The sequence below is a fragment of the Micromonospora sp. NPDC048040 genome (assembly GCF_055587185.1).
The window spans coordinates 14,657-35,799 of the sequence record NZ_JBVJGT010000028.1 but is presented as its reverse complement, the minus strand read 5'-3'; the positions used below and the strand labels follow the sequence as shown (position 1 = coordinate 35,799).

Genomic DNA, 21,143 nt, shown 5'->3' with positions numbered 1-21,143 from the left:
ACCTCGATGGCAGGTAGCGCGCACGCCGATTCACGGACGAACACGATCCGCGCCGTACGGCAACTTGATCACGGCGCCCGTCATCGGCGGGTCGCGGCCGAGTCGGTGGGGCGACCGGCGCGGTCGCCGTCGCCGGCAGTGCGCTGGTCGACCCGGGTGGGATCGCTGGCCCGACCCACCGCGGGGCTGCTGCTCAACCATGCGTCGTGCGCCCCGGCTCGCCGAGCCGACAGACAGGCTGACGTACGGCGCGAGGTTCCGATCGGCCCGGTGGTGGTAGTTGGTCATGCCTTGACTATATACAACCGATCGGTTGTATATTTGACCCGTGGCCAAGGAGAGCGACGACCGCGCGGACGCCATGTTCCACGCGCTCGCAGACCGCACCCGGCGCGACATCCTGCGCCGCGTGCTGGCCGGGGAACACTCGGTCTCCGCGCTCGCGGCGAAGTACGACATGAGCTTCGCCGCGGTGCAGAAGCACGTCGCCGTGCTGGAGAAGGCTGGTCTGCTGACCAAGCGACGCAGTGGTCGCGAGCAACTGGCCAGCGGTGACGTGGAGGCGGTGCGGTCGGTGGCGTCCATGCTCACCGAGCTCGAACAGGTTTGGCGTGGCCGCATCGCCCGCATCGACGTACTCATCGCATCGGACCGTGATCAGGAGGACTGAACCATGCCCGTGACCGACGTCCAGCACGACCTTGACAACCTGACCCTGACCATCACCGCGGAATTCGCCGCGCCGGTGGAGCGGATCTGGCAGGTCTACGCCGACCCCCGCCAACTGGAGAAGGTGTGGGGACCGCCGACCTACCCGGCGACGGTGGTCGACCACGACCTCACGCCTGGCGGTCGCGTGACCTACTACATGACCGGCCCGGAGGGCGACAAGCACGCCGGATACTGGCTGGTCACCGCCGTGGACGAGCCGAGGGGCTTCTCCTTCGACGACGGCTTCGCCGACCTGGACTTCAACCCGAGGCCGGAACTGCCGGTCTCCAAGAATGCCTACACCTTCACCGAGCACAACGGCGGCACCCGCGCGACCTACGTGGGCAGGTACGCCTCCGCCGAGGCACTGCAGCAGGTGCTGGACATGGGCATCGTGGAGGGCGCCACTTCGGCGATCAACCAGATCGACGACCTGGTCACCTCCTGATCGTCGTGGGACCGGGGCCGCCATGGCCCCGGTCCGACGACGACGCGCGATCGCGCCGAGCAGGACCTCGACAGCATCGCCGACACGGTGAGCAGTACTCGTTGCGGAGTAGGGCGAGGTTTGCCCGGCGACCGCCGGGGCCGACCGGTGTGGTGCCGTGCGCGGCGGCCTACAGGCGGTGCCGGACCCAGACGTTGGGCTCGACGTAGACGGCGTGGTCGTGCGCCACGTCGCAGTGCACGGGCACGAGGGCGCCCGGCACGTGGACCGGTCCGCTGGTGTCGAACGGCAGGCCCGTCCAGCGGCGCCAGTCGGCGAGCGTCCCGGTGATCGTCATCGACCGGGGAGCGACGCGTTCGATGCGCCCACCCCCGCGGACGTGCACCCGCAGCCACGGGTCGACCGGCAGGCCGTCCTCGCGGACCTGCGCCGCGTACTCCGTCATCGGCAGGTCGGGCCGGGTGTGCTTGCCGCTCGGGCGGACCGGCGCGACCAGCGTGTCGTAGCCCCGCTTCGCGACGGTCTCCCGCATGGCGGCGAGCATCAGGGCCGACAGGCCGGTGCCCCGCCGGTCCGGCCGGATGCAGATCTCCAAGGCCGAGACGATGTTCGGGGTGGCGCCGGTGAGGCGGTTGATGGTGGCACGCTGGATCACCCGGTCCCAGCCGCCGTCGGGCAGCTCCGCCTCCGTCCAGCGCAGCGGCACGGCGTACGCCCGGGCGACGGCGCGTCCGGGCTCGGCGGAGTCGACGGCGGCGAACACGAACTCGGGGTACAGGTCGTGGGCGACGCCGTAGTACACCGCGCCCATCGGGTCCCAGAGCATGAACTGCGGCCACGCCCCGTCGAAGTCGTCGTCGAGCAGCGGTGCCAGGTCCGGACGGTCCGCCAGGGTCACGATCTCCAAAGCCACGGCGGAACCCTAGAGGGTCGGGGCCGCGCGGCGCACCTCGGATTCGGCCGGGGGCGGTTGTGAGTCGCGGAACATCGCTTCGCCCTTGACGAGCCACGCGGCACCGAAGGCGAGCACCGCCACCGCCTCGCACCAGAACAGCGGCTTGAGCGTGTCGCGGACGGAGAAGGGCAGAGCGTTGCTCGCCACTGCGAGCGCGATGGCGCCGATGATGATGCCGCCGCAGGCGTAGAAGATGCCGTTGCGGGCCCGCGTCCGCCCTGCCGCGGGGACCGTCGAGCCGGTCTGGGGGAACAGGAAGATGCAGAAGACGGCCAGCAGCACGAACAGGGCAGCGGCCGAGACCTGGTGCAGCCGCCCGATCGTGACGTCGGTGGGCGTGAGCGTTCCCCTCGGCGCACCCGTCGCGGCGGGGAACAGCGCCACCGCGATCGCCAGCACGCCGGCGATCGAGCTGAGGACGTCGTCCACCTTCCGGTAGCGGTAGCAGACGAGGAAGACGCCCATGGCGCACATTCCGCCGACGAAGACGTCTCGCATGCCGGTGTGGTAGGAGGCGCTGATCGAGTCGAGCAGAACCAACCTGCCGGTGAGCAGCGCGTTGCCGACCGTCAGCACGATCGGCAGGGCGATGCCGACCGTGCCGATCCCGAGACGGAGACGGCGGAGGGTCACGGCGTCCTGCGGCGGCTTGACGGGCGTGGACATGACGCCTCCCCACTGTTGCAACGGTCGGTCAGGCGAGCCGGGCCGGCGGTGCTGTTGCAAGCAGTGGAATCCGTACGACGCTCCGTGTCAATGAGCCTGTCCCCGGCAGGGGCGTCAGTGGTCGCGGTAGAGCGCCTCGATGTCGGCGGCGTAGCGCTCCTGCACCACCGCTCGCCGTACCTTCAACGTGGGGGTGAGTTCACCGTCGGCCTCGGTGAGGTCGCGGGGAAGGACGCTGAACTTCTTGATCTGCTCGGCCCGGGACACCGCGCGGTTGGCCCGGTCGACCGCGTGCTGGACCGCCTCCCGCAGCGCCGGGGAATCCCGCAGGTCCGACACCGAGGCGTCCGCACGACCGTGCGCGGCCCGCCACCCCGGCCACGCCTGCGGGTCGATCGTGACCAGCGCGACGAGGTACGGCCGGCCGTCGCCGATCACCACGCACTGGCTGACCAGCGGATCCGCGCGGACCTGGTCCTCGAACGGGGCGGGGGCGATGTTCTTGCCGGACGCCGTGACGATGATGTCCTTCTTCCGCCCGGTGACCCGCACGTAGCCGTCCTCGTCGAGTGCCCCGAGGTCGCCGGTACGCAGCCAACCGTCGGTGAACGTCTCGCGGGTGGCCTCCGCGTTGTTCCAGTATCCGGGGAAGACCACCCCTCCCCGGGCCAGGATCTCCCCGTCCTCGGCGATCGCGATCTCGACTCCGGGCAGCGGACGGCCCACCGTGCCGATCCGCATCGCCGCCGGCGTGTTGGCCGTCAGGGCGGGCGAGGTCTCGGTCAGCCCGTACCCTTCGAGCACCGTGAGGCCGGCGCCGCGGAGGAAGTGCGCGAGCCGCGGCGCCAGCGGTGCCCCGCCGACGATCGCCACCCGGCAGCGTCCACCCAGCGCCGCCCGCAGCTTGCGATAGACCAGTACGTCGCACACCAGATGCGCCAGCCGCAGCACGGTCCCCGGTCCGCCACGGGTGTCCCGCGCGCGGCTGTACCGCACCGCCACCCGGTCGGCGACCGCGAACAGCCAGCCCCGGTGCTCGTCGGTCGCCTTCCGTCTCGCCCGGTCGTAGATCTTCTCGAACACCCGCGGCACGGCCAGGACGAACGTCGGACGGTACCGGCGGAGCTGGTCCAGCACGCCGCCGATGTCCGCGCTGTGCACCATGGTGGCGCGCGTGTGTACGACGCCGACCTGGATCATCCGGGCGAAGGCGTGGGCCAGGGGCAGGAACAGCACCGTCGACGCGGCGGGATGGAACACCTCCGGCAGGATCGCGGTCGCGTTGCCGACGTCCAGGGCGATGTTGCCGTGCGTCAGGACGCAACCCTTCGGCCGTCCGGTCGTGCCGCTGGTGTACACGATCGTGGCGATGTCGCCCGCCGACACGCGCCGACGGCGGGCCGCCACCTGCCCGACGTCGACGGCGCGGCCGGCCCCGGCCAGTCGGATCAGGTCGCCCGCGTCGATCTGCCACGCGTGCGCCAACGCCGGCAGGGAGTCGCGCAGGCCGTCCAGCATCGCGGCGTGCCCGGCCGTCTCCACCACGCAGGCGACCGCGCCCGAATCGGAGAGGATCCAGGCCAACTGGTCCGCGCTCGACGTGTCGTACACGGGAACCGTCACCGCGCCGACGGACCACAGCGCGTAGTCCACCAGGGTCCACTCGTACCGGGTGCGGCTCATCAGCGCCACCCGGTCGCCCGGCTGGACACCCGTGGCCACCAGACCTCGGGCGACCGCCTGCACGTCGTCACGGAACTGTCGGCAGGTCACGGTCGTCGCGCCACGCCCGGACCCGCGAGCCGGCCAGGACCGGGGGTCGGGGTCCGGCCGTACGAACTGCGTCTGGTCCGGATCGCGTTCGGCGTTGTGCCACACCACCTCGGCCAGGCCGAGCTCGACGTCGGTGACGACCGGCGCAACCGCCATCTCCCGCACGCTCGTCCACCTACCCTCAGTCAGGTCGCTGAGAGTTCGATGATGAGGCGTGCACCGGCGTCCGGTCGCGCGAACGGCGAAACCGGGCCTGCTGTTTCCGCGGCGTGGTAGCCGAGCGTCCCGGCGGCTGAGGGCGCCCGCCATCCCGCCCGCCGAAGGTCCCCGCGGCCCGGCTTTGTGGCCGCCGCCGCAGGTGGTGGCCGATCCGCGGGCAGCCGGTCTATGGTGACGCCGTGATCCTCTGCGGCCTGTCCGGGCAGCCCCGCTCGTCGGGGCCGCGGGCCGCTGCTGCGCACTCACGCCCGGTCCCCGCGGCAGCGGCGCCGTCGACGAACGCGCGGACCCGCCTCGTCACCGACACGACCATGCGTCACCTCGTCGGGGCGGTGGTCGCCCGCGTCCGCCGGGGCACGGTCGCGCCGATCGTCGCGCCGCCGACCCGGCGGGCGCCCGGCCAGCGCCGCCCGCCGCCACCCGGCCGACATCCACATGTCCGGCACCGGCGGGCGGAGCGCATCAGCGCTCCGCCCTTTCTTTTCGTCCCGAGCAGGAAGGAACCCCGATCGTGTACGTCGTGAGCAGGCAGGACGAGTTGGGCGTGCTGCGGATCGTCCTGGAGGAGCAGTACGAGCGGCACAGCACCCAGCTGGCGCTGCTGGACCGGCAGGCCCGCCGGATGCGCGCCGACGGCGCCGATGTCGAGGCCGCCTCCGCGTTGACCGCCGCCACCCGGCGGGCCCTGGGCGACATCGCCCGGGCGCTGCACTACCTGGAACAGGGCCACTACGGCACCTGCGAAGGGTGCCACGGCGACATCCCCATCGAGCACTTGGCTCACCTGCCGTCCGCCCGGTACTGCACCACCTGCCAGCCTGAACCCCACCAGCAGGCCACCCACGGCACACACACCGCCGCCCCCGCCGGCGTACCTCTCGAAGACAAGTGGCCGAAGGCCGGAGCGCCGTCCTGGCGCCGGCTCCACGGCCGGTAGACCACACGATCAGACGGCGCGGGGACCTACGCGGCCTCCGCCGCGATCTCCATGAACCGGGCGACCTGCAGCAGGTCCCGCGCACGGAAGTAGGCCGCCCGGTCGCGCCACACCTCGGGGCGGATGCGCTCGTCGAGCGCGTCGACGGCGGTGGCCAGGAGCTGCCGCTGAGCCGGCGTCAAGGGTCCCCCCGCCGCCAGACATGCGCGGACGCAGGAGTCCAAACACACCTCGATCCGGTCGAGTGACGGCAGCAGGGCGGGGCGGCGTTCGCGTTGCCAGAACCGGAGCGCGTGCAGCGCCGCCCACCCGGGCGCGCCGTACCAGTAACCGCGCCGATGGTGCGGATTCGGGTCGTCCGGGCCCGGGCTGCGCCGGCCACGGCGCTTGGCGGCGCTGCGCGCGGCGGCATAGCGGCGACGCTCGGCCCGCCTGGCGAGCCTGCTCGCGACGAGGGCGTCGAGCGCCCGGAGCAGAGCGGCCTCGTCCCGCTGGAACGACCCGGCCTGCTCCTCGAGGAAGCTGAGCGTGGCGTGGAAGCCGATCGGCCGGTACGGCTGCACGCAGGACCGCAGCGCCGACACCCGGCGCCGGTGCGGCAGGGCCGGATCGCGGACCTACGTCGACCCGCGCTTCGCCCAGGAGGACGACCTGGCGGGCGTAGGCGCTGAAGCTCACGACGGCGAGGCTAACCGGAAAGCGGCGCGGCCCGCCGACCGTGGTTCCTGGTCGGCGGGCCGCGCCGCTTTGCCGGGGTGAGTCGGGCCGAGCCGGCCGGCCCTGGGCGGTGCCGGTCAGCGCAGCGGGTCGAAGGGGCGCAGCTCCACGGGCTGCCCACCGCCGGTGATCTGCTCGGCGAGCAGTTCGCCGGTGAGCGGGCCGAGGGTGATGCCCCACATGCCGTGGCCGCCGGCGGCGAAGACGCGCGGCGAGCGGGTCCGGCCGATCAGGGGCAGGCCGTCGGGGGTGCAGGGCCGCGCGCCCACCCACTCGTCGGCGCGGGCGTCGAGGTCGGCGCCCCGCAGCAGCGGCCGCGCGGCCTCGGCGATGGCGGAGATGCGGCGACGGTCGAGCGGCGCCTCGGCCCTGCGGAACTCCATCATCCCGGCGACGCGCAGCCGGTCCCCGAGGGGCGTGCAGGCGACGCGCTGCGCGGGGAAGTAGACCGGACCGGCCGGCATGTGCTCGATCGCGACGCTGAAGCTGTACCCGCGGCCGGCCTGCACGACGGTCCGGACGCCGAAGCGCCGACCCAGCTCACCGAGCCAGGTGCCGGTCGCCAGCACCACCGCGTCGTAGCGCTCGTCGGTGCCGGTGGTGGTGACCACCCGGACGCCGGTGCCCTCGTCGCGGATGTCGGTGACGTCGACGCCGGCGACGATCGACGCGCCGCGGGCGCGGACGGAGTCGGCGAGCGCGTGCACGTACTGCCCGGGGTTGATGTACCGCTGGTCGTGCAGGCGGATGGCGGCGCCGACGTTGTCCGACAGCGACGGCTCCACCTCGCGCGCCTCGGCCCCGGTCAGGACGTCGAACTCGATCGCCTGGCCGGCGGAGTGGATGTGCGCCAGCTCGTCCAGCAGGACCGACCGCTCGGCCTCGGTCCGGTACGCGGCCATGAACGACTTCGCCTCGTGCGTCATCGCCCCGACCCCGCCGGCCGCCAGCGCGTCGAACGACTCCAACGCGCGCCGGTTCATCGGGATGAACGCCTGCATCGCGGTGCGCCACTTCGACGGGGTGCTGTGCCGGGCGAAGCCGGTCAGGAACCGCAGGAGCCGGGCGTCGGCGCGCGGCGGCACGTAGACCGGCGACGACGGGCTCAGGACGGCCCGCAGCCCGTAACGCAGCACCGCCGGCTCCGGCAGGGGAGTGGTGATGCCGGGGGTGAGCCAGCCGGCGTTGCCCCACGACGCGCCCGCCGCCACGCCGGTACGGTCGAGCACGGTGACCTGGACGCCCCGTTCCTGCAGGAACCAGGCGGTGGCCAGCCCGACCATCCCCGCGCCGACGACGGCGACGCGCTGGGGGGCGGGGGCGGACTCGATGGGGGGCATCCGTTTCTCTCCTTCAGGGCAACCGGTCTCTCCTTCGGGGCGACCGGGATCGCGCCCATCCTGTCCCCGACCCGCCGGTACGTCATTGTTTCGGCAGGCCAAGGCTTGTCCCGACGATTGGCCGAAGCGAACAAGGACGAGGCACAATCTGGTCGTGATCACCGTGGCTGGCGTGGTGGACGCGGTCGGCGCCGCGTTGCTCAAGGTCGTCGTACCCGCCGACGAGGCCGAGGTCCGCGACGTGACCCTCGCCGAGGTCGACGAGGCCACGAGCGGCCAGAGCGGCGACCTCGTGCTCGGTGCGGGCATCGGCACCCCGGATCAGGCGCTCGCCGTCGTCGCGCGCTACGCCGAGGCGGGGGCAGCCGGCCTCGTGCTCAAGCCTCCGCTGGCCGGGCACCCCGCCGTGACGGCGGCCGCCGCCGAGCGGCGGCTGACCCTGGTCGAGCTGCAGAGCCACGGTTCGTGGGCCCAGCTCGTCTGGCTGCTGCGCGGGGTGATCGACCGGGCCGTCGCGCCCGGCCCGGCCGACACCGGGGAGACCGGCGTGTACGACGAACTGTTCGCCCTCGCCGACGCGACCGCCGCCGTGGTCGACGCGCCGGTGACGATCGAGGACGCCCAGTCCCGGGTGCTGGCGTACTCGTCACGTCAGGACCGCACCGACCCGGCACGCGTCTCGACGATCGTCGGGCGGCGCGCCCCCGGCAACGTGGTCGCGCACTTCCGGTCCCGTGGGGTCTTCCGCAAACTGGCGACCGGCAGCGAGCTGATCTTCGTGCCGCAGGGGCCCGACGGGACGCTGCCCCGGCTCATCATCCCGATCCGGGCCGGGGGCGAGCTGCTCGGCTCGATCTGGGCCGTCGTCGAGGGCCCGGTCCCCGCCGCGCGGCTGCGCGACCTCCAGGGCACGGCGTCCGTGCTGGCGCTGCACCTGCTCCGCCTGCGGGTGCAGGCCGACGTCGCGCGCCGGGTCTCGGCCGACCGGCTGCGGGCCGCCCTGCGGGCGCCCGGCCGGATGGGCCGGGAGGAGTTGGCGCTTCCCGAGGGCCCGTGGCGGGTCGTCGGGCTCGGCACGCACGGCGGCACGGGGGAGATGGTGGACAACCTGGCCCTGTGGGAGTCGATCACCCGCCGCCACGGGTGGCGCCAACCGCTGATCGCGGACGTCGGCGACGTCCTGTTCGCCGTCCTGGTCGACGGCGGCGAGTCGCCCGGTTCCCGGCGCTGGATGGAGCGGCTGATCCGCGACATCGCCGTGCACGACCCGGGGCTGTACGCCGCGTCCGGCGGCGTCGCCAGGAACCTGACGGACCTGCCGCGCTCCCGGGCCGAGGCGGCGGAACTGCTCGCGCTGCACGGCCCGGCCCGGCAGCGGGGACCGGTGCTGCGGTTCGAGGACCAGTGGGCGGAGGTGGTCGTGCACCGCGTGGTCCGCGCCGTGCCGAGCGCCGACCTGCTGGTCGGCGGCCCGCTGCCCGACCTCGTCGCCCACGACCGGCAGCACGGCACCGACTACGTCGCCACCGTCGCGGCCTGGCTGGAGCAGCAGGGCGACCCGAAGCGGGCCGCCCGGCAGTTGCACGTGCACCCCAACACGCTCCGGTACCGCCTGCGCCGCCTCGCCGAGGTCGTCGCCGTCGATCTCGAGTCGCCGCGTACGCGGTTGGCGTTGCAGATCCAACTCGCGGCGCTGGGTCCCGCGCCGACCGCGCCCCGCCCGACGGCATAGGGGGACCGCTTTCAACGCGGAGTGGGCCTTTCGGCGCGACTTGTGCGGAGTGACGTCGGCCTCGACAGCCGGAAATCCGGAAGCCGAATGTCACTGCCGGTCGTTAGTCTGCCCGCGGACATCGCTGCGCACGTGACAGCGCGCGCCGGCCGTACCGATCGGCGCCTGGCCAGCTCCCGCTGGCCCAACGGGGATCAGGAGACTTTGTGACACAGCAATCCATCGCGACCTCAGACAAACTCGACGCCGCAGTCCTCAAGGTGGCAGGGGTCGTCGTCCTCGGCGCGATCATGTCGATCCTCGACGTGACGGTCGTCAGCGTCGCCCTGCCGACCTTCCAACGCGAGTTCGACGCGTCCTACGCCCAGGTCGCCTGGACGATGACCGCCTACACGCTCGCGCTGGCCACCGTGATCCCGCTCAGCGGCTGGGCCGCCGACCGGTTCGGCACCAAGCGGCTCTACATGATCGCGCTGGCCCTGTTCACGATCGGGTCCGTGCTGTGCGCCACCGCCGACACGATCGGGCAGTTGATCGGCTACCGCGTGCTGCAGGGCCTCGGCGGCGGCATGCTCATGCCCATCGGGATGACGATCATGACCCGGGCGGCCGGACCCCACCGGATCGGCCGGCTGATGGCTGTCCTCGGCATCCCGATGCTGCTCGGGCCCATCGGTGGTCCGATCCTCGGCGGCTGGTTGATCGACACGGCGAGCTGGCACTGGATCTTCCTGATCAACCTGCCGATCGGCGCCGTCGCGCTCGTCTACGCCGCGCTGGCGCTGCCGAAGGACGCCCCCGAGCCTTCCGAGTCGTTCGACTTCGTCGGCATGCTGATGCTCTCGCCGGGGCTCGCGCTCTTCCTCTACGGCGTCTCCACGCTGCCTGAGGCAGGCACCTTCGCCGACCCCGAGGTATGGGCGCCCATGCTGGTCGGCGGAGTGCTCGTCGTCGCGTTCGTCCTCTACTCCTTCAAGCCCCGGCACCCCCTGCTCGACCTGCGGCTGTTCGCCAACCGCAACCTGACCATCGCGTCGGTGACCATGTTCGTGTTCATCATCGCGTTCATGGGCGCCGGCATTCTGTTCCCGAGCTACTTCCTGCTGGTCCGCGGCGAGTCGACGCTGGCCGCCGGCCTGCTGATAGCGCCGCAGGGCATCGGCGCGATGATGACGATGCCGGTGGCCGGAATGCTGGCCGACCGGGTGCCCGTCGGTCGCACGGTGCCGTTCGCGCTGGTGCTCATCGCCGCCGGGTTCTTCACCTTCACCCAGCTCGGCCCGGACACGTCGTACTGGCTGCTCTGCGGGTCGCTGTTCGTCATGGGCCTCGGCATGGGCGGCACCATGATGCCGATCATGACCTCGGCGCTGAAGACTCTCAGCGCCCACGAGGTCGCCCGCGGCTCCACGCTGGTCAACATCCTCCAGCAGATCGGCGGGTCCGTCGGCGCCGCGGTGATGTCGGTGATCCTCACCAGCGAGCTGAACGGCTCGCGGCCGATCCCCGGCGTGACCGACCCGAGCGGCGAGCCGGTGACCGAAGCCGGCCTCGCCACCGCCGTCCAGCAGCAGCCGGAGCTGGCCCAGCAGTTCCCGGTCGACCCGTCGCTCATCGACCGTGGCCTCGACTTTGCCGCCGGTGCGTTCGCGAACACGTTCTGGGTCGGGTTCGCGCTGGTGCTGGCCACGTTCATCCCGGCCGTGTTCCTGCCCCGTCGGCGCGAGCCGTCGCACCTGCTCGACGGTCAGCAGGCGGAGCAGGAGAAGGTTCCCGTCCTCCTGCACTGACCCGCGCCGGGCGGGGCCGTCGGGCACACCCCGGCGGCCCCGCCCGGTCCGTGGACCGCTCCGTGATTGGATGGCTTGGTGCAGTTCACCGTGACAGACGCGCCGGAGCGGGAGCGGTTCGAGGCGCGGGACGAGACCGGAGCGCTGGCCGGTGTCGTCACCTACCAACTGACCGGCACCATCATCGCCTACACCCACACCAAGGTCGACGCGGAGTTCGAGGGCCGGGGAGTGGCATCGACCCTGGCCCGAGCGGTGATGGACGACGCCCGCGCCAGAGGCCGGACCGTGGTGCCCATCTGCCCGTACCTCAGCGGATGGCTGGAGAAGCACCCCGAGTACGACGCCATCGTGACCCGGTCGACGCGCAAGGTGAAGTAGCGGCCGGGTCACCTCGCCGACAGCCGAGCGAGACCGCCCGCGGGCTGGGGTCCGTCCCGGCGCGTCGCCTGACGGCCGCACATCCGGCGTCTCCGTGGCGGGCGTCGCGGTGACGGTCCCGAGACGGCGGGACGAGGAGAGTGGTGTCGCGCTCGCCTGTCCCTGGCGGGCGACGCCGGCATCAACTGGCGTGTGTCGAAGACCCCGGGGTACGCCATGAGAAGACGCAGCGTTGTCGCCGGTATCGCCCTCGTCGTCTGCGTCAGCGTCGCCGGGCCGCCCGCCACGGCGACCGCTCACGCACCCAGCGGCGAGCGCGGATTCGGCTGGCGCGGGTTCGACTTCACCCGGCCGGAGACCGTCGCCACCGGCCTCGAAGCGCCGTGGGGGCTGGACTTCCTGCCCGACGGCAGTGCGCTCGTCACCGAGCGGAACAGCGGGCGGGTCCTGCGGGTACGCCGCGGGTCGGCCCCGCAGCAGGTCGCGCAGATCTCGGGGGTCGTCGCGACGGGAGAGGCCGGGCTGCTCGGGCTGACCGTCTCGCCCCGCTACCGCACCGACGGATTCGTGTACGTGTACTTCACCTCCAGCGTCGACAACCGGATCGTCCGCTTCCGGCTCACCGCGCCGCAGGTCCAGCAGCCGGTTCTCACCGGGCTCGCCCGTTCCGGCGCGCACAACGGCGGGCGCATCGCGTTCGGCCCCGACGGGATGCTCTACACGGGCGTCGGCGACGCCGGGCAGCCGGCCACCGCCCAGGACCCGTCGCACCGCAACGGCAAGATCCTGCGGATGCGGCCGGACGGCACCGTGCCGTGGAGCAACCCGACCGCCGGGTCCCTGGTCTACAGCCTCGGCCACCGCAACGTGCAGGGCCTGGCCTGGGACTGGCGGGGTCGGCTCTACGCGACCGAGTTCGGTTCGAGCCGCTTCGACGAGGTCAACCGCATCGTGCCGGGCGGCAACTACGGCTGGCCGGTGGTGGAGGGAGTGGCCGGCGACCCGCGCTTCCGCGACCCGATCGTGACGTGGACGCCCGCCGAGGCGTCGCCCAGCGGCGCGGTGATCGTGGGCAGGACGCTCTACGTCGCGGCCCTGCGCGGCGCCCGGCTGTGGGTCGTACCGCTCGACGGGGCCGGCACGCCCACCGCGCAACTCGTCGGCACCTACGGCCGGCTGCGTGCCGTCGCGTACGCACCGGACGGCTCCCTCTGGGTGACGACCAGCAACCGTGACGGCCGGGGCGTTCCCGCGGCAGGCGACCGGATCCTGCGGTTCCCGCCGCGCTCCTGGTGGCGGTGACGCCCGCGCCCCGACCCGGGCACGCGTTCGTCATGGTCGCGCAGTCGCACCGAGGACCGGTTGGTGGGCGACCTGCCGGGGCGGCGCCCGCTGCCTGTGCGACGATCGACGAGCGTCATGTCGGCCGGTCCGCCCCGTGGGGCCGCGTACGCGCAGCCCGCTCGGCAGGCGCGTGCGCGGCACCTCTCGTACCCCTTGGAGAGCACGATGCCCCTCTCCCCGACGAAGGTCTTCGCCGCGTTGAACGCCGTGCGACCAGCCGCCCGGCAGTCTCCGGTCATGGGCAGGGCCGTCGTGGTCGGCGGCAGTGTCGCCGGCCTGCTGGCCGCCCGGGTGTTGTCCGACCACGCGGAGAGCGTCGTCGTCGTCGACCGGGACGACCTGCATCTGACCGGCGGTCGGCGGGGCGTGCCACAGGGGACGCAGTTGCACGCGCTGCTGCCCGGTGGCTTCCTCCAGCTCGAACGCCTGTTTCCCGGCTTCCGCGAACAGGCGCTGGCCCAGGGAGCGGTCGAGGCTCCCCCCGGGACCAGACGCGCCTACCTCGACGGCCGGCTGAAGGTTGTCGTGCCCGACGACGCCGACAGCCTGGCGGGCACCCGACCGCTGCTGGAGGGGCTCATCCGGCAGCAGGTGCTTCGACTGCCCAACGTGAAGACGGTCGTCGCCCGCGCCACGGGTCTCGTGCTCGACGGTGGCGCGGCCACCGGCGTCCGCTGCGACGTCGGCGGGGTGCCCGGCGTCGAGAGCGGCGACTTCGTGGTGGACGCCATGGGGCGTTCGAGCAGGCTGTCCGAATGGCTGGAGCATGCCGGCTGGGACCGCCCCGTCACGCGGCGGATGACCGTGAACCTGAACTACGCCACGGCCCTGTTCCGACGCCCGGAGACGGATCCCGACCTCACGGTCGTCATGGCGCTGCACAGTCCGGGGACGTCGCCGGACGTGGCCGGAGCCGCGGTCTTCGCCGTCGAGGACGGCCGGTGGATGGCGATGATGGCCGGGTACGGCGACAACCGCCCGGGAAGCACCGCCGAGGATTTCGTGCGGCGGCTGCGGGACCACTTCCCACCGGAGTTCGGTGACGTCGCCGGGAACGAGATGCTCGGCGACGTCCGGACCTACCGCCATGCCGACAGCCGGCGGCGGGACTTCCACGCGCTCAAGCGGTTCCCGGCCCGGCTGGTGAGCGTCGGCGACGCGGTCGCGTCGTTCAACCCGGTGTACGGGCAGGGAATGACGGCGGCGGCCCTGCACGCGGCCTGCCTGTCGGTGTACCTGCGGTCACGGCCGGATCCGGGCCTGCCCGCGCGCCGGTTCTTCGACTGGCAGAGGGTCGTGGTCGACGCCGCGTGGTCGACGTCCACCTCCGCCGACCTGGCCCTGCCGCACGTCGACGGGCCCTACCCGCGCGGCCACCGCTTCTCGGGTTGGGTCAGCCGGCAGATCGTCACGGCGACCGTCACGGACGTCGCGGTCGCGCGGCGGTTCAACGAGGTCGTCTCCATGCGTGCCCATCCGAGGTCGCTGGCCACACCGGGCGTGGTGCTGGCCGCCCTGCGCGCCAACCGTCGGCACCCTGACCGCGCCACCTTCCGGTAGTTCCGGCGTCACGCCTTCTCCGGGTGCGGGCGGGTCCTACGGTGGGGCCCTCGCCGCCGATCGAGGGAGAGACCGTTGTCACCGTCGTACCGCCTGCCCCGATGGAGCCTTGCCGGAGCGGCCCTGAGCCTGGTCCTCGGGCTCGCCGCGTGCGCCGGGCCTCGGGCGGAGCCGCCGGAGCAGCCTGCGCCGCAGGTCGAGGCGAGCCAGGAGACCCTACGGGGCCGGGGCAGCCGGCCGGGGCAGGAGGGCCCCGACCCGGTCTGGTCGGTGTCGGTCAACCGGCTCGTCGATCAGCTGGCGCAGATCGGCCAGCTGATCGTCGTGCCCGACGAGCGGGAACTCCGGGCGGTGGACCGGTCCACCGGGCAGGAACGGTGGCGCCATCCGTTCCCGACGAGCTATCAGTACGCGGTCACCGACGGTCTGATCGTCGCGAGCGCCAGCGACGGAGGACCGCTGGAGGTGCTCGACGCGGTCACCGGCGCCACCCGCTGGCGGGCCGAGGACACCCAGGACGTCATCGTCCAGCAACAGGTCGTCTACAACAAGGAGTGCGTGGGCACAGGGCAGTCGGCGAAGTGCGTGGTCATCGCCCGGGACATCCGGGACGGCCGTCAGCTCTGGAAACTGGCCGCCGACCGGTTCGCCCGGGTGACCGACGTCGCGCTCGGTGCGCGTATTCCGTATGCCCCGCCCACCGGGCGGTACGTGGCGGTGCGGCTGAGCGCGTCCGCCCCTACCTACACGGCAGTCGCGACCACCACCGGCAAGGCCGGGGCCGGGCGGTTGCCGAGCCGGGCCTGGTACGGCTTCGTCGCAGGCGACCTGCTGGTGACCACCGACAACGATCCACCCCGGGGTGATCGGCAGTGCACCGTCAGCATCGACACCGTCAACGCGGCAACCGGTGCCAGAGGCTGGTCCGGTGAGGTCTTCAGCGGGCGTAACGAGGATGGTGAGTGCGTCAAGCGGTTGACGAACCATCAGAGCGGGCTGGTCCTGATCGGGGCCGGCACCCGGCTCGTCGCGGTCAGCGCGACCGGCCGGCCACAGTTGGTGGACCTGCGCAACGGCAAGGCGGAGTGGGAGGGTGCCACCGCCGGCGTACCGATCGACGGGGACGACCGGTCCGTGCTGGTGCGGCGCAGCGCCGACGAGGGTGAGCTGGAGCTGCTCGACATGACCACCGGCGCGTCGCGGTGGACCGCGCCGGATCCGGGGCTCTCCGGTGGGTCGGCGACTTGGCGGTCGACCGTGACCGGACGGCTCGTGGCGTCAGCGGCGCGACGGGCCACCGGCCGTTCGTGATCGTTTACGACGTGCCGACCGGCCGCCAACTCGGCCGTTACCCCGGTTGGCTCGCTGGCGCCGGAGACGACTGGGTCGCGGTGAGCCATTCCGGGGGATCGGACGGGAGCATCCTGGACCTGCACACGTTCTGAACCGGTCCGTCCGGCTGGCCGCGTTCGTTCGTCTGGTAGGCGACGTCCGGTCTCTGCTGGTTGGCCGCCGGGCAGAGAGGCCGCTGTGTGATCTTCGTTGCGTCCTGGTCCGCCGGGGAATGAGATCACCCGGATCGGGATTTGGAGCCAGTTATGACTTCTGCACAGTCCCCGCGGCTGCGGGTCGACCGGTCGGAAACGATCCGATGACCGCTACCGTCGATACTCCCGCTGGTCCCGCCGCCTCGGGGACGCCGGGTGACCTGATGAGCGCAGGGCAACGCCTGCGGCTCGTCCTCGTGCTCGGGTCGCTGATCGCGGTGGGTCCGCTGACCATCGACATGTACCTGCCCGCGCTGCCCGCGATCGTCGCGGACTTCCAGACCACGTCGGCGGCGGTCCAACTCACCCTCACCGGCACGCTGGCGGGCCTCGCCGTCGGCCAGTTGCTGATCGGCCCGCTGTCCGACGCCGTCGGGCGGCGCGTGCCGCTGATCGCCGGTATCGCGCTGCACGTCGTGGCGTCGGTGCTCTGCGTCCTCGCACCGAACATCGCGGTACTCGGTGTGTTGCGGGTGGTGCAGGGCCTCGGCGTGGCGGCGGCCTCGGTGGTCGCGATGGCCGTGGTCCGCGACCTGTTCAGCGGCGCGGCCTTCGCCACGTTGCTCTCCCGGCTGCTGCTGGTCATGGGGGCGGCGCCGATCCTCGCCCCGACCCTCGGCGGCGGGTTGCTGCGCTGGACGGACTGGCGCGGCGTGTTCGTGGCCCTGGCGGTCCTCGGGGTGCTGCTCGTCGTGGTCGCCGCGCTCGGGCTGCGCGAGACGCTGCCGGCGGACCGGCGTCAGCGCGGCGGGGTGGTCGCGACGGTTGTCGTGTACGGCTCGCTGCTGCGGGACCGCACGTTCGTGGGTCTCGTCCTGGTCGCCGGGCTCGCCATGGCGGCGTTGTTCGCGTACGTGGCCGGGTCGTCGTTCGTCCTGCAAGAGCAGTACGGGCTGAACGAGCAGCAGTTCGGGCTGGCCTTCGGCGCGGGCGCGGTGGGGCTGATCGCGGCGACGCAGTTCAACGTACGGCTGCTGCGCCGCTATTCGCCGCAGCGGATCCTCGTCGTCGCCCTGGCTGTGGGAACGGGCGCCGGTGTGGCGCTGCTCGCCTTCGCCGCGACGGGGCTCGGCGGTCTGCCGAGCCTGCTGGCGTCGTTGTGGGTGGTGCTCGCCGCGGCGGGGCTTGCGATGCCGAACGCGCCAGCCCTGGCCCTGTCCCGGCACGGGGAAGCGGCCGGTACGGCATCGGCCCTGCTCGGCGCGGTGCAGTTCGGCGTCGGCGCGCTGGCCGCGCCCCTGGTGGGTGTGCTGGGCACGGGCGCGGTCGCCATGGCCCTCGTGGTCGCGGGCGGCATGGTGGCGGCGATGGTGGTCCTGCTCGTGGTGGTGCGGCCGTCCCGGCTCGCCGAACTGGAACCGGCAGCGGTGGTCGTGGCAGCGCACTGAGGAGCTGCCGTGTTTCGTGGCCGGGCGGCGGTCGTGGCGCCGCCCGGCGCTGTCACGGGCCCTTCAGGCCGCCGTCTCGCAGCACCGCGTCGGTCCGGTCGAGCAGCGACGTGAGGGCGTCGCTGGCCTTGGCGATGCTGTCGTTCGATGCCGTGAAGAGGGCGGCATCCCCCTGGTCCAGCGATTGTTGGCACTCCTGACTGCCCTTTGCCGCTTGTTCGATGAACCTGCGCCAGAGCACCTGGCCCTGAGGGTCGGGCACCCGGAAGTAGCGGTCGGCGTCCCGCGCGACCTGACCGATGTCGGCACAGATCGGCCGGAACGTGGCGGGATCGATCTCGGCGCGTGCGCTGTTCGCGGCGTCTGCGGCGTCCGCGGCCTGGATCTGCGCCGTACCGAGGCGTTCGAGGGCATCGGCGTAGCGCCTCACCAGGTCCCCTGCGCCGAGGTTCTTCCACGCGAGCACCTGCATGGCTCTTGTCTCGGCGGACACCGCCGGCGGCTCACCAACGGGCACCATGAGCTGCACGTTGGCCGCGGCCGCACGTTTCGAGGAGCGCTCCATGTCCAGCAGGCTCGCTTCCTCCAGCACGGTGACCCCCACCGCGGCGGCGCACAACACACCGACGCACAGCCGTCGGGCGACCAGCCCGCCCCGTCCTTCCCTCGCCGGACGCGCTTCGGCGGCGTGGTGCCCTCCAGACGTCCACACCCGGCGGATCGCGGAAACGGTTGCGGCCGCGATGACGGCCGTGACCGCGGCGACCACGAGAACCTGGCCCGCGAGAAGCTGGACCAGCGGCCAGGCCGCGGCCGGACGCCACTGGCAGGACGACGCCAGGGTGTTCAGCAGCGGAACGCACCCGTCGACGGACAGGAGGACGAACCACCCGCCGAGGCCGATCAACGCCGCGAGCTCGGCGGTGATGATCGCGATGAGCAGCCGGTGGCGACTCGCGACCACGCTCGCGGCGACGGCGGCTGCCGTGGCCGCCGTCACCAGGGCCACCAACACCCACCCCTCGTAGATCCAGAGGTACAGGCCGCCCCGCTGCCCACGCGGTGGTTGCCAGGAATGCATGTACGCCGCCGCGCCCGCGACGGCCACCCAGCCCGACACCCCGCCCAGCGCCGCGACTCCGAGCATCCCTCGCAGCGGCGGCAGCTCCACAGGTGGTTCCGCCGCGGCCGGCTCCCGCAGCGCGCCGGGCACCCAGCGGAGCGTGGCCGTAGCCCGTCGGCTCGTCCAGGCCAGCAGCGGCACGGCCCACAGGGCCGCGACCATCGGTAGGACGAGGGGCTGGTCCAGGCTGTGCAACAGCGGGTGGACGATGCCGATCACGCTGGCCGCGGCAGGATGGTCGGCCACCTCGCCGGGGTAGTCACGCGCCAGCAGCGCACGCGTGTCGAACGGCGGCCCGTTCAGGTACTGAGAGCCCCACTCGCGCCACCACGTGAACCATGCCGACAACACAAGGCACGCGGATGCCAACCCCGCCAGCATCACCGGTCGGATCGTCCGGCCCGGCCATGCCCTGAGCCACAGGTGGGCGCACTGCGCGACCCACCAGGTGAACGCCGCCCCGGCGAAGACCACCAGCACCAGGATCGTGGGGCGTTGGGGCAGCCACTCGGTGAGCACGATGTCGTTCAGCACCAGCTCGCCGGCCATCATCCCCGTTCCCAGCCACAGCCCTGCCCGCAGGCCGGAGGGCACACGCCGTCCGGTGAGCACGGCATGGGCCACGGCCCGCCACAGGGCGACCCCCACCAGCCCGGTGACCAGCCCCGCCGCGGCGACAGCCGTCACCTGGCCGAGCCACGGGCGGGTCAGATCGGACATGCTCAGGTACAACCGCACCTGGGAGTTGATCAGAGTCGCGGCGGCCCCGGTCAGGAACATCGGCAGCGACCGCAGACCGAACAGCACCGCCGGATCGTCCAGCGCCTCCCGGCGCAGATCCCATCGCGGATGGGTGCGCCACAGCTCGACGAACGAGGCGCCCAGCCGCCTCAGTCTCCCCTCGGGCGGGCCCGGGGTCGCCACCGCCCAGGGGCGGGGGTCGGCACCCCACCGCGCCGCGGCCAGATCGGCGTAGATCTCCCGGCTGCGCAACACGTCCGACCGCGCGAGATAGATCAGCGCCACCAGGAAGGCCGCCAGCACGAGGCTACGTGTCGCCAACGGCACCGCACCGGGCCACTCCGGCGACCATGGCCCACCCGGGAACGCGATGATCCACCACACGACGTAGGGGAGGAGCACCACTGCCAGGAACACCCGCCACACCGCGACGGTGGCGTAGGCGAGGGTGACGTCGCCGTTGCGGATGTGGGCGAACTCGTGCAGCAGCACCGCCCGGAACGCCTCCGGATCGGTGGCCCTGCGGGCGAGCAGCCCACCGTGCAGGCGCACCGTCGGCCGGCGGTTGCGGCCGAACACCACCGCCCCGGCCGAGGCCGCTGCCGGATCCACGACGACATTCGGCGTACGGGCCAGACCAGCCGACGCCGCCAGACTCTCCACGGTGCGCAGGACCTCGCCGTGACGGTCGATCGCCGTCAGCGGGACGACCCGGCCACGCCGCGCCTTCCAGAGATGCAGGCACCAGAACAGCACGCTGGCCGACACCACCAGCAGAGCCGGCCACGCCAGGCGGATCCACCACGGCAGCGGTCGCTCATGGCGGGCGATGCACGCCTCGTAGGCATCCACGTTGGCCATGAAGCTGGCCTCGCCGGCCGCGCTGTAGGCATCGTTGGGATCCATCCCGGTGGCGAGCAGACAGGCGAAGCCCTCCACGCCGTCGGTGTCGGAGAGCCACGCGGTGACGTTGGCCGTCATGGTCGCGCTGCTGACCAGCAGCAAGACCGCCAGCAGCACGAACCGCACGGTCGTACCGGCACCCATCGCCCGCTCGTCGACCCGCGACCGGGCAGGCTCGGCGACCATCACGCCCTGTCCCCGGGCCCGGGCCTGTCCGGGCTCACGGGCTCCGGCACGGGTGTCACCGGCGCGGTCAGCGCCAGCCGGGTCACCAGCGCGTCGGCGATCGCCGTGGCCCGCTCGTCGTCCAGGCCCCGCTGCACGGCGACCTCCAACACCCGCTGCCGTACCTCGCCGAGTTGCTCGCGGGTCAACGCGGGGACCTCCACGGGCGCGGCCCGCCGGCGGAAGACCTTGCGCAGCATGGCTCTCGTCCCCTTGGCCGCGCCATCCACGGCCGACGCGGCAGCCCGGTCGGCGAGCTGCTGCACGACCAGCCACACCACCGGGGTCGCCAACGCCACGACCTCGCCCCACCCGAATCCCAACGGCTCACGCCGCCCGCCCCGGGCGCCCAGGCGCCGCACCACCGTGGCGTCGTCGAACGCGAACAGCCCGTCCACCAGAGGCAACTCCTCCTGGGCGACCGAAGCCACCACGTCCCGGACCACCTCGCGCACCGTGACCCCGCCGGCCGCGCCCTGCTCCTCAGTCGTGGTCACCGCACCTCCCCGCACCGCCCCGAAGTCGGGCGCCAACAAACATGGGCACATGTGCATGTATATCTGCACAGTGCCACTCGCCGGCAGGTCCCGGGAGCGGGTGGGAGCTCCTGGCGGAATGATGATGCGGATGTGCGGACCGTTCT

The 21,143-nt window shown here is 72.6% G+C and carries 17 protein-coding genes; 10 read left to right on the top strand and 7 right to left on the bottom strand.

What is annotated here, in order from left to right; translation table 11 throughout:
* The first annotated feature begins 328 nt into the window (after positions 1-328).
* Together ACZ6O2_RS23540 and ACZ6O2_RS23535 are read left to right on the top strand one after the other, a co-directional pair.
* Positions 329-670, top strand: coding sequence for an ArsR/SmtB family transcription factor (locus tag ACZ6O2_RS23540; RefSeq protein ID WP_350711969.1), 342 nt, complete (start codon positions 329-331; stop codon positions 668-670).
* Between the two features lie 3 nt (positions 671-673).
* Positions 674-1,159: an SRPBCC family protein gene (locus tag ACZ6O2_RS23535; RefSeq protein ID WP_466024295.1), complete on the top strand. Its 486-nt coding sequence runs from the start codon at positions 674-676 to the stop codon at positions 1,157-1,159.
* Positions 1,160-1,328: 169 nt separating this feature from the next.
* On the opposite strand, the gene ACZ6O2_RS23530 is transcribed toward ACZ6O2_RS23535, so the two are convergent.
* From ACZ6O2_RS23530 to ACZ6O2_RS23520, 3 genes are all read right to left on the bottom strand, one after another.
* Positions 1,329-2,072 (bottom strand): N-acetyltransferase, encoded by a 744-nt coding sequence (locus ACZ6O2_RS23530; protein WP_466024294.1) that lies wholly within the window; start codon positions 2,070-2,072, stop codon positions 1,329-1,331.
* 9 nt (positions 2,073-2,081) lie between these two features.
* Positions 2,082-2,780 carry a hypothetical protein gene (locus tag ACZ6O2_RS23525; protein ID WP_466024293.1) on the bottom strand — a complete coding sequence of 233 codons (699 nt, stop codon included), beginning with the start codon at positions 2,778-2,780 and terminating at the stop codon, positions 2,082-2,084.
* A gap of 114 nt (positions 2,781-2,894) precedes the next feature.
* Positions 2,895-4,718 carry an AMP-dependent synthetase/ligase gene (locus ACZ6O2_RS23520; protein ID WP_466024292.1) on the bottom strand — a complete coding sequence of 608 codons (1,824 nt, stop codon included), beginning with the start codon at positions 4,716-4,718 and terminating at the stop codon, positions 2,895-2,897.
* 574 nt (positions 4,719-5,292) lie between these two features.
* Here ACZ6O2_RS23520 and ACZ6O2_RS23515 point away from each other — a divergent pair.
* Positions 5,293-5,709, top strand: a complete 417-nt coding sequence (locus ACZ6O2_RS23515; RefSeq protein ID WP_466024291.1) for a TraR/DksA family transcriptional regulator — start codon at positions 5,293-5,295, stop codon at positions 5,707-5,709.
* 26 nt (positions 5,710-5,735) lie between these two features.
* Here the strand turns inward: ACZ6O2_RS23515 and ACZ6O2_RS23510 are convergent, their stop codons facing one another.
* Positions 5,736-6,293, bottom strand: a complete 558-nt coding sequence (locus tag ACZ6O2_RS23510) for a hypothetical protein (protein WP_466024290.1) — start codon at positions 6,291-6,293, stop codon at positions 5,736-5,738.
* 210 nt (positions 6,294-6,503) lie between these two features.
* On the bottom strand, positions 6,504-7,766 hold the full coding sequence (locus ACZ6O2_RS23505) for an NAD(P)/FAD-dependent oxidoreductase (RefSeq protein ID WP_350711962.1): 1,263 nt from the start codon (positions 7,764-7,766) through the stop codon (positions 6,504-6,506).
* Positions 7,767-7,920: 154 nt separating this feature from the next.
* On the opposite strand from ACZ6O2_RS23505, the gene ACZ6O2_RS23500 reads away from it, so the two are divergent.
* The 7 genes from ACZ6O2_RS23500 to ACZ6O2_RS23470 all read left to right on the top strand — a co-directional run bounded on the left by ACZ6O2_RS23500 (position 7,921) and on the right by ACZ6O2_RS23470 (position 17,508).
* Positions 7,921-9,498 carry a helix-turn-helix domain-containing protein gene (locus ACZ6O2_RS23500; RefSeq protein ID WP_466024289.1) on the top strand — a complete coding sequence of 526 codons (1,578 nt, stop codon included), beginning with the start codon at positions 7,921-7,923 and terminating at the stop codon, positions 9,496-9,498.
* Positions 9,499-9,704: 206 nt separating this feature from the next.
* On the top strand, positions 9,705-11,288 hold the full coding sequence (locus tag ACZ6O2_RS23495; protein WP_350711960.1) for a DHA2 family efflux MFS transporter permease subunit: 1,584 nt from the start codon (positions 9,705-9,707) through the stop codon (positions 11,286-11,288).
* 78 nt (positions 11,289-11,366) lie between these two features.
* Complete coding sequence (locus ACZ6O2_RS23490) at positions 11,367-11,669, top strand: GNAT family N-acetyltransferase (protein ID WP_350711959.1); 303 nt, start codon at positions 11,367-11,369, stop codon at positions 11,667-11,669.
* Between the two features lie 216 nt (positions 11,670-11,885).
* A complete protein-coding gene (locus ACZ6O2_RS23485) occupies positions 11,886-12,971 on the top strand; it encodes a PQQ-dependent sugar dehydrogenase (protein WP_466024288.1) in 1,086 nt (361 codons plus the stop codon).
* A gap of 207 nt (positions 12,972-13,178) precedes the next feature.
* Entirely contained in the window at positions 13,179-14,573 is a 1,395-nt protein-coding gene (locus ACZ6O2_RS23480) for an FAD-dependent oxidoreductase (protein WP_466024287.1), read from the top strand.
* 75 nt (positions 14,574-14,648) lie between these two features.
* Positions 14,649-15,884: an outer membrane protein assembly factor BamB family protein gene (locus ACZ6O2_RS23475; RefSeq protein ID WP_466024286.1), complete on the top strand. Its 1,236-nt coding sequence runs from the start codon at positions 14,649-14,651 to the stop codon at positions 15,882-15,884.
* A 400-nt stretch (positions 15,885-16,284) separates the two neighbouring features.
* Complete coding sequence (locus ACZ6O2_RS23470) at positions 16,285-17,508, top strand: multidrug effflux MFS transporter (protein ID WP_466024285.1); 1,224 nt, start codon at positions 16,285-16,287, stop codon at positions 17,506-17,508.
* 52 nt (positions 17,509-17,560) lie between these two features.
* Here the strand turns inward: ACZ6O2_RS23470 and ACZ6O2_RS23465 are convergent, their stop codons facing one another.
* Both ACZ6O2_RS23465 and ACZ6O2_RS23460 read right to left on the bottom strand, forming a co-directional pair.
* A complete protein-coding gene (locus tag ACZ6O2_RS23465) occupies positions 17,561-20,461 on the bottom strand; it encodes a M48 family metalloprotease (RefSeq protein WP_466024284.1) in 2,901 nt (966 codons plus the stop codon).
* Complete coding sequence (locus tag ACZ6O2_RS23460; protein ID WP_350711953.1) at positions 20,461-20,997, bottom strand: hypothetical protein; 537 nt, start codon at positions 20,995-20,997, stop codon at positions 20,461-20,463. The genes ACZ6O2_RS23465 and ACZ6O2_RS23460 overlap by 1 nt, the downstream gene beginning before the upstream one ends.
* Between the last annotated feature and the right edge of the window lie 146 nt (positions 20,998-21,143).